General features: G+C 73.8%; 12 protein-coding genes. 1 reads left to right on the top strand and 11 read right to left on the bottom strand.

Annotation, left to right across the window (positions count from 1 at the left end):
• Nucleotides 1–5: 5 nt before the first annotated feature.
• The 10 genes from ABZ671_RS01930 to eccB form a co-directional block, all read right to left on the bottom strand.
• Nucleotides 6–668: an HAD family hydrolase gene (locus ABZ671_RS01930; protein WP_357849621.1), complete on the bottom strand. Its 663-nt coding sequence runs from the start codon at nt 666–668 to the stop codon at nt 6–8.
• A gap of 76 nt (nt 669–744) precedes the next feature.
• On the bottom strand, nt 745–1383 hold the full coding sequence (locus ABZ671_RS01925; protein ID WP_357849618.1) for a C39 family peptidase: 639 nt from the start codon (nt 1381–1383) through the stop codon (nt 745–747).
• 299 nt (nt 1384–1682) lie between these two features.
• The gene (locus ABZ671_RS01920; RefSeq protein ID WP_357849615.1) at nt 1683–2507 is read right to left on the bottom strand and encodes a hypothetical protein; all 825 of its coding nucleotides are present in this window, start codon (nt 2505–2507) and stop codon (nt 1683–1685) included.
• A 149-nt stretch (nt 2508–2656) separates the two neighbouring features.
• Nucleotides 2657–3046 carry a hypothetical protein gene (locus ABZ671_RS01915; protein ID WP_357849613.1) on the bottom strand — a complete coding sequence of 130 codons (390 nt, stop codon included), beginning with the start codon at nt 3044–3046 and terminating at the stop codon, nt 2657–2659.
• Nucleotides 3047–3195: 149 nt separating this feature from the next.
• Nucleotides 3196–5526, bottom strand: a complete 2331-nt coding sequence (locus ABZ671_RS01910; protein WP_357849610.1) for an FtsX-like permease family protein — start codon at nt 5524–5526, stop codon at nt 3196–3198.
• Nucleotides 5523–6206 (bottom strand): ABC transporter ATP-binding protein, encoded by a 684-nt coding sequence (locus tag ABZ671_RS01905; protein ID WP_357849608.1) that lies wholly within the window; start codon nt 6204–6206, stop codon nt 5523–5525. Before ABZ671_RS01905 ends, ABZ671_RS01910 begins: the two co-directional genes overlap by 4 nt.
• A complete protein-coding gene (locus ABZ671_RS01900) occupies nt 6203–6727 on the bottom strand; it encodes a PadR family transcriptional regulator (RefSeq protein WP_357849605.1) in 525 nt (174 codons plus the stop codon). The genes ABZ671_RS01905 and ABZ671_RS01900 overlap by 4 nt, the downstream gene beginning before the upstream one ends.
• 111 nt (nt 6728–6838) lie before the next feature.
• Nucleotides 6839–8119: a WXG100 family type VII secretion target gene (locus tag ABZ671_RS01895; RefSeq protein ID WP_357849602.1), complete on the bottom strand. Its 1281-nt coding sequence runs from the start codon at nt 8117–8119 to the stop codon at nt 6839–6841.
• Nucleotides 8103–8477: a hypothetical protein gene (locus ABZ671_RS01890; protein ID WP_357849599.1), complete on the bottom strand. Its 375-nt coding sequence runs from the start codon at nt 8475–8477 to the stop codon at nt 8103–8105. Before ABZ671_RS01890 ends, ABZ671_RS01895 begins: the two co-directional genes overlap by 17 nt.
• Before the next feature lie 110 nt (nt 8478–8587).
• A complete protein-coding gene (gene eccB, locus ABZ671_RS01885; protein WP_357849596.1) occupies nt 8588–10054 on the bottom strand; it encodes a type VII secretion protein EccB in 1467 nt (488 codons plus the stop codon).
• Nucleotides 10055–10217: 163 nt separating this feature from the next.
• Here eccB and ABZ671_RS01880 point away from each other — a divergent pair, with 163 nt between their 5' ends.
• Nucleotides 10218–11390 (top strand): type VII secretion protein EccE, encoded by a 1173-nt coding sequence (locus ABZ671_RS01880; RefSeq protein WP_357849593.1) that lies wholly within the window; start codon nt 10218–10220, stop codon nt 11388–11390.
• Here ABZ671_RS01880 and eccD read toward each other — a convergent pair.
• Entirely contained in the window at nt 11374–12771 is a 1398-nt protein-coding gene (gene eccD, locus ABZ671_RS01875) for a type VII secretion integral membrane protein EccD (RefSeq protein ID WP_357849591.1), read from the bottom strand. The two genes, ABZ671_RS01880 and eccD, sit on opposite strands and share 17 nt — an antisense overlap.
• Nucleotides 12772–12799 lie beyond the last annotated feature (28 nt).

The following is a 12799-nucleotide window of genomic DNA, read 5'->3' as shown; positions in this document are numbered from 1 at the left end:
GGCGGCTACGCCCTGCCGAGCAGGGCGGGCAGCTCGCCGAGGGAGGCGAGCGCCGGCCCGGTCCAGTCGGGATCGCTGTCGCGGTGCTCGGTGGTCCGGATCACCGTCAGGCCGGCCGCCCGCGCGCCAGCCAGCTCGCCGTCCGCGCCGTCCCCGACGAAGACGCAGTCGCTCGCGTCAACACCCAGCCGCTCGGCCGCCGCCCGGTAGATCGCCGGGTCGGGCTTGGCCACGCCGACCTCGCAGGAGAACACGGCGGCGTCGAAGCGGCGGGCCAGCGGGCCGGCCGGCCACGCCTCGGCGGTCTCGGCGGTGGCGTTGCTGATCAGGCCGAGCGGGTGGCCGTCGGCGCGCAGCGCGTCGAGCACCGCGAGGGTTTCCGGCGCGACACGGCCCAGTAGTCGGGTGGCCAGCTCCCGGCGGTGCGCGGCAGCCCGGGCCACCTGCTCCTCGGTCGGTGTCCCGCCGAGCCGTCCGGCGAGGACGAGTACGGTCTCCGCGACGTCCCAGCGCAGCATCCGGTCCCGCCAGGTGGCGTGGTACGCGTCGACCAGCGCCGCCGGCTCCACCCCCACCATCAGGGCCATCTCCCCGACCACCCGGTCCCGTTCGGAGTCCGCCCCGTCGATGAGCGTGTGGAAGAGGTCGAAGATCACCGGTCGCGGCACGGCGGCCATGCTACGCGTCGAACACGGCGAGGGCCGGCCTCCCGTTCGGGGAGACCGGCCCTCGATTATCGCTGGGTCAGGAGCTGTAACCGCGGCTGGCGATCCAGTTGGCCAGCTCGGTCACGTTCATCCAGTACGTCGGCTCGCCGGGGCTGGCCGGGTCGGCGATCAGCACGGTGTTGCCGCCGTCCTTGTACTCGACCACCGTCAGGTAGTGACCCGTGTAGCTGTGCGCGACCCCGTCCACATCCAGCGCGGTGCCCAGGACGTTGGCCACGACCGGGCGACCCTGGTCGACCGCAGTCTTGACGTCGTTCCGCAGCTGATCGATCTGGGCCTGGTTGGCCACGTCGTCCGAGAGCTCGGTGGTCTTGTACCGGCCACCGGTGTGATCGTTGAGCACCCGGGTGATGTCGAAGGCGGAGTCGGTGCCGTTCACCGTGGTGCCCAGCTCGCTGGCCAGCTGGTCCTGGCTGACCTGCTTACCCTCGGCCGACAGCGCGATCCGGGTCGAGGCCGGGCCGCAGTAGTAGGCGTTGGGCTGAGCCTGGTACTGGTAGTCGGCGCTCTGGTCGCCGTTGCCAGCGGCCGCTGTGGTGGCCGACGGGGCGTCCGCCGAGTCGGCGTGCGCGGCCACGACGGGACCGGCGATGACGCCACCGGACATGACGAGACCGGCGGCGGACAGCATGCTCTTACGGAAAATCGAGTTCATGTCGAGGCTCCATTCGGGGGTTGACGCCTCCGGGGAGACGCAGCACCAAAAGTGGCGCTCGCTGTTCTCGTACCGGAAGTGCAACGAGCGGCGATGGGCCCCGATTTCCGCCGTCCCGGTGGCCCTGCTCACCGCCGAACCGGACATACCGCCCGGCCCGCGCGAGCTGTGGGCAACGTGCCGGCGCAAGACGTTTGTGACTGGGGCGCTACGAACTTGATGACGTGAACGGATCAGCCAGCGGCCGGGCTGGCTGATCCGCCCAACGCCGACCCGGTTCCGCGAACCGGGCCGGCGGGTCAGTAGACCGGCACGGCAGCCCGGCCCCGGCCGGCTGGCGGAAGTTCGCGGGTGATCTCGGCAGGCCGGCCCGTGGTCGGCAGCTCCCGAGTTGCCTCCGGCGCGGTGAGACCCACGATGGACAGCGACGACTGCGACTCGGGCGCGGGACAGGTCGCCGCGTACGCCTCGTCGCGCAGGCTCCGCGCGGCGGCGGCGGCCAGCTCGGCGGCCTGCCAGGCGGCCTGCTCCCGGTCCTGGGCGGCTCGCTGCCGGGCGCGCAGGTTGTCCCGGACCAGCCGGCGCAGCAGCAGCTCCTGCTCCACCGGGTGCCGGCGCGGGTCCCAGCCCCGGTGGCCGAGAATGTCGTTGAGCTGCTCCACCGTGATCTCCTTGCGCCGCTGCGCGTCCAGCGCCGCCCGGTGCAGCCAACGCTCCCGGTCCGCATACTCGGCGGGGGTCTGGGCGGTACGCGGCAGGGGCAGCGCGGCGGCGACAGCCAGCCGGCGGACGTCCTCCTCGGCCGCCTCGTACGCCCGCCACGCCTCCTCGACCTCCTCCTGGGCCGCCAGCCACTCGGTGCGCCGCCGATCGGCGGTGGCTGCCGCGCGGGTCGCCGCCACGTCGACCTCCTGCGCGTACCGGGCCCGCTCGCGGGCCTCCTCGGCCAGCTCGAGGCTGGTTGGCATGGCCGCCTCGCTGATCCGATCGCCGAACACCGAGCGGAACAGAGCCGGGCGGACGATCAGGGCGGCGATGACGATCGCCGCCACGGCGAGCAGGGTCAGCCAGATCCCGGCGGCCTGCGGAACGTCGGGCAGGACGGTGGAGAAAACGGTCTGCATCACCAACACCTCGTGGTGGAACGGTCGGAACTCAAGCTCTGGGCCCGGTGGACGGGCGGCGGATCGCCGTCGACGCGACAGTGCCGTGGGGGTAGTACCCGATGGGACGGCGATGGATGCAGCGAAGGCCGCGTGGGCGGCCGGCACGCTCAGGCGCGCGGCGGGCCGCGGCGGGCGATCGACTCGCGGTCGGGATCGGCGGCCGGCACGACGACGGCGCCCGCGGGCGGCGGCGCCACGTCGTGGTCGAGGTGCCGCGACGGTACGCCGGGAGCCGGCACTGCGGGCACCCGGCGCGACTGCCCGGCCGTGGCCTGCCCGTCTGGCGCGGCCACCCGGACCTCGACGGCCGATGCGCCGGTTGCCGTGCTCGCACTGAAGACGGTCGCCTCGACGGGAGCGGGTGCGGTGGCCGGTGCGGTGGCCAGCCCGTTGAGCCCGACGACGAGCACCAGGGCGGCCACCGCCACCCGCATCAGGTCCCGCACAGTGCGCAGCGTCGTCGCCCAGAGGGGCGGGGTGAACGCTACGGGCAGCACCGCTCCAACCTATCCGGCGGATCCGTCTCGCGCAGCTCGACCGGCGTGTCGGGGGCGTGACCCGCCACACCCTGCGCTGTGGACAGACCACTGCCGACGCGAGTCGATGGTCCACCCGGTGCCCCGAACCACCGGGTGGACCGTCGAGGTCACTCGAATCGCAACCCGTCCGGACGGGTCAGCCGCCAGAGGACCGGCAGGCTCGCCAGCGTCACCAGCAGCACCACCGCGGCGCCGAGCCCGACGCCGAGCGCCACCACCGGCCAGCTCACCACCACCGGCGCGCCCACCATCTTGAGCAGGGCCACGCCCATCGCCACCCCGATGCCGGTGGCGAGCACCAGCCCGGCCAGCACCGGCACCCCGGTCTGCCCCAGCACCGACCAGCCGAGCGCGCTGCGGGGCGTACCGACGGCGACCAGCGCGGCGAGCAGCCGGCGGCGTTCCCGGAGCTGCTCCAGGACGCCGACCAGCATGCTCACCCCGATCAGCAGCAGGGTGCCCACCGCGCCGGCGACCAGCCCGCGTCGGACGTTGGCGAATTGCTTGTTTTCCCGGACTCCGGTCAGTGCGTTCACCGAAGCGAACAGGTCCAGCCCAGCGACGTAGGCGGCGACCCGTTCCACCGCGTCCGGGTCCTGCGGGTCCAGGCTGAGCAGCGCGTGGGCCGAGACCCCGGATCGGGGCAGGGACGGCATCGCCCCGGGGGTGACCAACAGTGCGCTGTGGCGGCCCCCCATCGGGTCGTCGCGTGCCGGCACGGTCCGGGTGTTCGCCGGCACCCGCCAGGTCATGGTGCTGTCGCCGAGGCTCAGCAGCGCGCCGGGAGCGGTGCCGGAGATGGGGTCGTCCGGCCAGAGCAGAAAGACATCGCCGTCGGTGCAGGAACCGAGGTCGCCGTACTCGGCCAGCGTCGCGCAGTCACCGACCAGCATCTCGATGCCGCTGGCATCCGCCCGACCCGCGCCAGCGGGTTTGGTGGGGAAGTCCGCGGTCAGATTCAAGGTGCTGATGCTGCGCGTCACTCCGGGGATCGCCGCGAGCTGCGCCAGGGCCTTTCCGGGCTCCGGCGGGTTGGGCAGCCAGGCGGAAGCCTGGGCCCGGGTTGGGTCCTGGCCGGTACTCTCCCGGAACTCGTCCTGCACCCCGGCCACCAGCATCTGCAGCCCGATGGTGCCGGCCACGGCGACGGCCACCCCGCTGACCAGCCGGGTCGAGGCGGCGCTGTCGAGCTGAAGGCGCCGGATCGCGAGCTGCCAGGGTGGCGGGCCGCCGCGCAGCGGGCGTACCAGCAGGTCGACCAGCCAGGGCAGCAGGGTGACCGCGCCGACGAGCAGCAGCACCGCGCCGGCCGCGACCTGGGCCTGGGCGAGGTCGGAACGGACGGCCCGCACGTCGGTGAGCGGCTGCAGCAGCGCGAGCCCGGCGGCGGGCAGCAGGATCCGCCACCAGAGCCGACGCCGTACCGGGGTGGCCCGGCGGCTGACGCCCAGCGGTGTGACGAGCACCCCGCGCAGGGCCAGCAGCGCCACCCCTGTAGCGAGCAGCGGCACGGCCAGCGCCACCAGCGCCGCCAGCCACGGCACCGGGCGCAGGTCGCCAGGGAACACGCTGATGTCGTAGAGCGAGATCAGCGTCGCCAGTTGGCGACCGGCGAGGAAGAGCAGCGCACCGACGGCGAGCCCGATCAGGGCGGCGGTGCCCGCTTCCCCGGCGGCGATTCGGCGGACCATGCCGGTGTCGGCACCGAGCAGCCGGAGCGCGGCGAGCCGACGGTCGCGCTGCTCGCCGCCGAAGCGGACGGCCGCCCCGAGGAACACCACGATCGGCAGCAGCAGCACCACGAAGACCACCACGATGAGCACCAACAGCAGCGGGCTGAGTGCCTCGCCGGCGTCGGGGTTGCCGAAGCGGTCCAGGCGGGTCACGTCCTCGGTTGGCATGGTGTCGCGACCCAGAAAGAAGGCCAGCTCGTGGGGGCCGGACAGGCCCTCGGGGTCGATCGTGCCGGTGACCCGGGCTCCGCCCAGGCGGGGTGCGAGCAGCGGCCCGTCCGGCGAGTCGAGCAGCGCGCGCAGCGCCGGTGAGACGACCGTCTCGCCGTCACGGGGAAAGGCGGCAAGCCCGGGTGGCATCGGAGCGTCAGGGCCCTCCGGGTGGACGATGCGCCCCCGCACGAAGCGCCCCCGGAAGACGGTGTCGACCGAGGTGATCAACAGCGTGTTCGGCGCCGCCGACAGCTCTTGCCGGTTACCCGTGTCAGACCGGGCCGCGGTCCGGCCGGACCGAGCGTCGATCGCGCTGGGCACCGCTGCGGCGAGCAGCAGCATCGCGACGCCGACGCCCACGCCGAGCGCGGTCAGCACCGTCCGGGTCCAGCCCTCCCGCCCGCCGGTGAAGGCCATCCGGGCACCCATCAGCAGGTCGCCCAGCCCGGCCCGCAGCCGGCCGCCGGGCCGTCGCATCTCCACGGTGGTCACGCCACCTGCTCCAGGCTGCGGGCCCGGCCGTCGCGGACCACCACCTCCCGATCGGAGTACGCCGCCACCCGCGCCTCGTGGGTCACCAGCAGGACGGCCGCCCCGGCCTCCCGGGCCGCGGCGGCGAGCAGGCGCATCACCCGCTCGCCGTTGAGCGAGTCCAGGGCGCCGGTGGGTTCGTCGGCGAACACCACCCGGGGGCCGGTGACCAGTGCGCGGGCCACTGCGGCCCGCTGGCCCTGGCCGCCGGAGATCTCGCCCGGCCGCTTGCCGGCGACGTCGGTCACCTCCAGCCGGTCCAGCCACTCGGTGGCCCGCCGTTCCGCCTCGCGGCGGGGGACCCGCTCCAGCCGCAGCGGCAGCGCGACGTTCTCCAGGCAGGTCAGCTCCGGTACGAGCTGCCCGAACTGGAACACGAAGCCGAACTCCCGGCGGCGCAGGGCGCTGCGGGCCGCATCGGAGAGCGAGGTCAGCTCGGTGCCCCGGTAGTGCACCCGGCCCTGGTCGGGGCGGAGGATGCCGGCCAGGCAGTGCAGCAGGGTGGACTTGCCCGACCCGGACGGGCCCATCAGCGCCACCACCTCACCGGCGCGTACGGAGACCGAGGCGCCGGCGAGGGCCGGGGTCGGGCCGAAGGACTTGTGCAGGTCCTCCGCGATCAGGAGGGCGTCGCCGGTCATCCCCGGACCTCCTTGGCCAGCTCGTCGAGGCGTGCCGTGGTCAGCTCCAGCCAGCGCAGGTCCGCCTCGAGGTGGAAGAGCGCGTGGTCGCAGATGAGCTGGTCGGCGAGGTCACCGTGGGTTTTGCGCCGGGTCAGCTCGCGCATCAGCCGCAGGTGCTCGGCCCGTTGGGTGTCCAGCAGGTCGGCGGCGGGGCGGTCGGTGAGCAGCGCGAGCACCACCTTGGTGTAGAGGATGCTCTGCAGGTAGGGCTCCGGCTTCTCGGGCTGGGACAGCCAGTGCTGGACGTCGGTCACCCCCGCCTCGGTGATCGCGTACCGCTTGCGCTCGGGTCCTTCGCCGGGCTCGACCGAGTCCACCTCGACCAGGCCGTTGCGGAGCAGCCGGGACAGGGTCGAGTAGACCTGGCCGAAGTGCAGCGGCCGGGTGTGCCCGAAGCGTTCGTCGTACGCCCGTTTCAGGTCGTATCCGTGTCGGGGGCTGGATTCCAGCAGCCCGAGGAAGGTGTGTCCGATCGACATGGGCGTGACTATACACATCAGGTATACGCACTAGGTATACCTGGCTGTGCGAATGCGAACGGCGCGGCACCCCTTCGGTGAGGGGTCGCCGCGCCGTCGGTCAGCGTGCGGTCAGTCGGTGCCGAGCACCGGCGGCGGCGCCGACCGGCCGTCGCCCCAGACCATCTCGTCCTCGGTCAGCCAGGTGAGCCGCTCCTCCGACTCGTCCTCGCCGTGCTCGCGGCGCCCGCCCAGCACGCCGTTGCGCCCGGCCATCGCGGAGCGCCCGGTCGTGCCGCGGCCGCCGTTGTTGGACCGGCCTTCCGACTCCACCACGGCACCCCGCCCGGCGGCGAGTCGCCCGGTGCCGGCCGCCGAACGGTTTTCCAAGCCGGCCGCCCTGCCCGCCGGGCCGCCGGCCGCCGTGCCCGCACCGGCCAGCGACCCGGTGCCGACCACCCCCGGTGCTCCGTAGAGGCCCCCGCCGCCGGTCGGCGCGGTCGAGGTGGCGCCGCCGCCGGTGCCGGCGAGGCCGGTGGTCGCCGGCCCGCCGACCGTCACCGGGCCGGCGCCGGCGAGGGAGGTGCCGGCCGGGTCGACCAGGCCGCCGACACCGATGGTGCCCGGGCTGCCGATGGTGCCGATGGCGCCGGGGTTGCCCGTGCCCGGGCTTCCCGGAGCGCCGCCGTCCACCGTGCCGCCGTTCGGGGCGGTGTGCTGCACGACCGAGGTGGTCGCGGTGTGCCCCAGGGGCTGCACAAAGGTGTTGGAGGTCGGCCCGGACGAGGGCGTATCCACCGTTGGGCCGTGGCGCAGTATCGGGCTGGACGGGTCGGTGTGGCCCGGCAGGTCGTCGTCGGGCGGCTCGGGGACGACGACCCGCCCGTAGGCGGACAGGTCGTAACCCTCGGCCAGGTCGGCGACGACCCGCACCATCCGCTGGTGCGCCTTGTCCTGCTCGGCCTTGTCCTGCTCGTGACCGACGATCCCGCCGATCACCGCGCCGGCAACCCCACCGATCAGGAAGCCCTTGGTGGCACCGGAGACCAGCTTGTCGTTGTCGTCGGTCTCCTCCGGGCTCTCCGCCTTCGACTGGGCGGTGCGCAGCTCGGTGGCCATCATGTCGAGCGCCTGCCGGAGGCCGGCCACACCGTGGGCGAGGTTGCCGGAATATTCGACCGCCAGACTCACCCGCTGGTGGAACTTCCGCGCGGCGTCGCCCGTCCAGGTCTTGGCCAACGCGTCCAGGTCGTCGGCCAGGTCCCGGCCGAGGCTCTCGAGGGTGTCCTTCAGCGAGCTCCACTGCGCGGCGAGCCCATCGATCTGCGTCGGGTCGCCCGCGGTGACACCCTGGTACAACTCCCTGTGGCTGACATGTTCGTAGCGCCGGGTGTACTCAGACACGCGGATCATCTCCCTTCGCCGGCTTCATCACCTTGGTCAGCCCGGAGAGCGCGGCGATGATGTCGGCCGCGGCGGCGGCGTTGCGCGCCTCGGCGGTCCGGTAGTTGGTCATGATCTTGCGAGTGGCCTCCTCGACGGCCGCGATCGCCCGGCGTAGCCGCTCCGCGTGGTTGACGTAGCTCGTGTACGTCTCCGAGTAGCGACGGATGTTGCCGGTCGCGTCGGTGAAGGTGCCCAGCGCGGGCGGATGGTGCTGCATCTCGGTGTTGAGCTTCTTCAACACCGACTCGGCCTCGCCCAGCCGGAGCTTGAGCCGCTGGTGGAAGTCCTTCAGGGAGAGTACGTCTACTGTCGTGCGCCCGGTCATGGAGATCCCCGTGGTCATTGTCGACAACCGATGGCCACACCCAGGTTAGTCGACCCGGGCAGCCCAGGGCGACCCGCCAGACGCCGAGCCCCACATCGGACAGCAGCGGGTCAATCGTCCTGAGCTTGCGTCGCCAGCGTGTCGTCCCGTGCGGGTGTCGCCCCAGGCGACTCGGCACCCGGATCGAACTGGGTCATCGCGTCCCGCCGCTCCAGCGTCGGTCCGGTCGGCACCAGCGCCAGCAACGAGGCGGGCACCGCCAGTGGCTCCACGTCGCCGTACCCGAGCGCGGTCTTCGCGTCGCCGGTGGCGGTGCCGAGCGGGTAGCGGACCCCCTGTGCGGTGATCAGGTAGACCGTGCTGCCAGCCGCCGCGGTGCCGCTCTCACCGGCTGTCGCCTGCACCAGCACGCCCTTGCCGCCGGGCAGCAACACGCTCTCGGTGGTGCGTACGGCGTCCCTTGGGCCCTGCCGAGCGGCCACGCCGGGCGAGACGGTCAGCTCAGCCGGCGGCTGGTCGAAGACCTCCAGCGTGGTGATCAGCGGCTGACCCGGCCCGCCCGACCGGTACGTGACGCAGAGCACCGTCCGGCCCGGTCGCACCTCGTGCAGGGCGGGCAGCTTGTCCGGCAGCCCCTCGGCATCCAGCCGCTGGTCGACGTAGAGCTGGCCGGCCTGGTCCGGCGTGATGTCGGTGACCTGGCCGCCGCTGCCGAGCAACAGCAACGCGGTCATCTCCTTGACCGGCACCAGCCCCTTCCTGGTCAGCACGTAGTAGGTGCCGACGGCCCGGTAGACCTGGCCGACCTTCGCGGGGCGGCCCCCCACCGCCACATCGCGGGATTCACCGTCGCCGTCGATGGTCGGCCTGCGCAGCGGTGGCCCGACCGGCACCGCGTTGAGCAGCTGTTGCCCCACGGTGAGGGTGGTCGCTCCGGCCATCTTCAATGCCACCAGCGCCTGCTCGTCGCCGACCACCTGCAGCCGGGCACCGCCCGTGAGCAGGTATCGCGCGTCGTTCGTCCGCACCAGGACCGCCTGGTCGGTGAGGGGGGTGCCGCCCGGCAACGGCCGGTCGATCACCAGCCGGGTGGTGGATCGCCGCGGGTCGGCCGGGTCGGGCACGTCGCAGACCGACCAGGGCAACCCGACCAGCGACCTGCTGTCCGGCAGGTCGTCGGGAGCGCCGACGATGCCCACCGCCCGGCCTCGCGGACGCTCCTTGATGGACGCCTGCGACACGGTCCGGACGGTCGGCGCGGCCTCGTCGAGGATCAGCCGGGCCGAGGCGTAGTTGAGTGTCGGGTGCAGCACCCCGTCGCTGAAGATGTACGTGGCGCCGGTCTCCCGCTCGATCACCAACGTGTTCGTCTCCAGCGGCGCGGCGTGGCCGGTGAGCTGCCCGTACGCGCCGGCACCACCGAGCACGACGGACGCGGCGATCACGCTGCCCAACACCGCCAGGCCGAGCCGCCGCATCGGCAGGTCGTTGGTCTCCGGGTCGCCGGAGAGCAGCGCCGAGACGATCCGGCGGGTGACGAAGCGGTACGCCTGCACCTGATCGCGGCGGGTCCGCATGAAAAACCTCCGGCAGGGGTGGGTCCGCGACGATCAGGTCCGATACTCCGCCGCGGGCTTCCCTACGATAAGGGGCCGTCGACGGTTCACCGGGACCCCGCCCGGGCTCCGGCGACGCACCGAACCGGCGGATGCCCAGAATGTCCAGAAGGGACGCTCACCGATGACTGAGGTCCAGGCGCCAACCGGTCGTACGGCCACCGCCTCCGCCGTGCCCGAGGATCGGCCGGTCACCCCGGCCGACCGGCGTCGGCGCGGCCGGCTCGGTCCGGTCGTCGTCGGTCAGCTCGTGCTGCTGGAGTGCGCCGCGCTGGCCGTCTGGTTCGCCACCGCCGGTCCGGCCTGGGTGCTCGCCGCCGTCACGTCGCTGGCCGGGGCGGCGATCGCCGCCGCCTTCGCCCGCCGGGGCGGCCGCTGGTGGTACGAGGACCTGGTGCTGCGCCGCCGGCTGCGCCGGCGGCGGGACCGCGCGCGGGGTGCGGCCCCCTCCGGCGACCCGCGGCTGGCCGCGCTCGCCCCGGATCTGTCCGTCGTCGAGCTGACCGAGCGCGGCACCCGGCTCGGCATCGGTCAGGACGACCGGGGCTGGTTCGCCGCGGTCGCGCTGACCGGCCGGCCCGGCGCGCCCGCCGGATCCGTCGAGGCGGCGATGGTGGACCGTGCCCTCGCGGTGCTCGCCGACTTCGCCGGTCCGGTCACCCAGACCCAGGTCGTGTCGCACACCCTGGTCTGGTACCCGGCGCCGGGTGCGCCGCCGGCCGCCCACCGCACGGTCTGGGTGGCGCTGCGGCTCTCGGTCTCCGACGCCCGCGCCGAGACGGTGAGCCGGGGCGGTGGACTGCGTGGGGTGCACCGTACCGTCGCCGCCGGGATCGGCCGGCTCGGCAAGGCGCTGAACGCCGCCGGCCTCGGCCACCGCGTCCTGGGCCGCGACGAGCTGCACGCGGCGGTGGTCTCGGGAGCCGGTCTCGACCTGGCGCCCGAGTCACCGGTCGAGAGCTGGACGAGCCTGCGCGGCGGCGGCTGGACCCAGCGCTGCCTGGCGCTGCGGGTACGCCCCAACGGGTCGCTGGGCGCGCTGGTGGACGCGGTGACGGCCACCTCGGCGCCGTCGCACACCGTCGCGGCGATGGTGCTGCCCGGCGGCCGGCGGGTACCACCGCTGCTGCGGGTGGCGGCGATGGACGGTCACGCCGAGGCACTGGTCAAGGTCGTCCGGGACGTGGCCAAGCGCAGCGGCGTGCCGGCCCGCCCGCTGGACGGGCAGCACGGACCGGGCGTCTACGCCACCGCGCCGGTCGCCACCGCCATGGGCACGGTCACGGCCGAAGGCTGACGATCCAGCCGTAGAGGCCGCAGACCCAGGCGGCCATCGGCACCAGCGCGACGATAAGCAGGATCTCGATGATGTCGAGGAGCCGGCCCCAGACCGGTGAGATCCGTTTGCCCGCCACGGTGAGGCCGTAGATCAGGCTGATCACCGCCGCCAGCAGCAGGCCGCCGAGAACGATCCCGAGCCGAACCGGCAGCTGCCCGGCGCAGAAGGTGGCCGCGGCGGTCAGCCCCAGCCCGAGGGTGCCGGCGAGGAGCATCGGGGTGCGCTGGGCGCGGCCGGTGAACGGCCGGGCCCGCAGCAGCGACAACAGAGCCAGCAGCAGGCAGAGCAGCACCGCCGGCAGCCGACCGTTGTCGGCGAGCACCACCTGACCGCCGAGCGCCACCAGCGTCACCATCCACAGCAGACCGGTGAGGAACGCGTCCGCGCGCTCGCTCTTGCGCAGCACCTGCGGGCCGTCGACCGACTCCGTGTCGGTCTTCAGGTCGTCCGGTCCGGTCGGAATCGACGGCACCGGCAGCCGGGCCAGCCGGTAGGCGACCATCGGCAGCGCCGGCAGGGCCCCGAACGCGACGGTCGCGACCACTCCCGCGGCGGCCGCCGCGCCGATACTGAAGGCCATGCAGAGCACCGCGCCGAAGCCGACCGCCGCGCCCACGCCCACCGTCCCGAGGAACAGCGGCAGCCGATCCCCGACGGCGAGCGCGGCCACCGCGCCGAAGAGCACCACCGCGGTCGCGGCCAGCAGCACGTGCGGGCTGGCCAGGTCGGTCAGCTTCCGGTCTCCGGCGAGGACCAACAGGCCGCCGATCGCCGCGTAGCCGAGGCCGCCCATGGCCAGCACCGCGCCGGTCCGGCTGTCGCCGGCCGCCCGGGACAGCACCGCTGCGCTCACCACCAGGGCGACCGCGACCACGAGTGCGGCCAGCGCGCCGGGCAGCTGCGGCGGACCAGCGAAGAGCGCCGCCGCCGCACCGGCCGCCAGGGCCGCCCCGGCGAAGAGCACCGCGAAGCCGCGGGTGGTGCCGACCTGCCAGGTGCCGGGGCGCTGGTTGGTGGCGGTGGCGACGGCGTCCACCACGTCGTCGAAGACGATCTCCGGGGCGGCGGCGGCCCGGGGGTTGAAGTAGAGCACCTCGCCGTCGCGCACGCCGAGCTGCGCCGGGGTACGGCCACCGTCCAGCGGCTGTCCGCCAAGCCGGGAGAGACTCCATCCGCCGTGCCGCACGCCCTCGTCGGCGAGGTCCTCACCGGCGTACCGCAGCAGCGTGGGCAGCAGGTCGGCCAGCGGAACGTCCGACGGCACCGCCAGGTCCATTCTGGTCCGCGGTGCCACGATGGTGATCCGGCTCAGCCCGCCGGTCGCGGTCTTCGTCGCCACTGGGGCCTCCTCGTGCTCGCCTACGATC

It is taken from the genome of Micromonospora sp. NPDC006766, assembly GCF_040636055.1.
GTDB lineage: Bacteria > Actinomycetota > Actinomycetes > Mycobacteriales > Micromonosporaceae > Micromonospora.
Note: the sequence above shows the minus strand (reverse complement) of the source record. Positions and strands in the feature narration are given on the sequence as shown.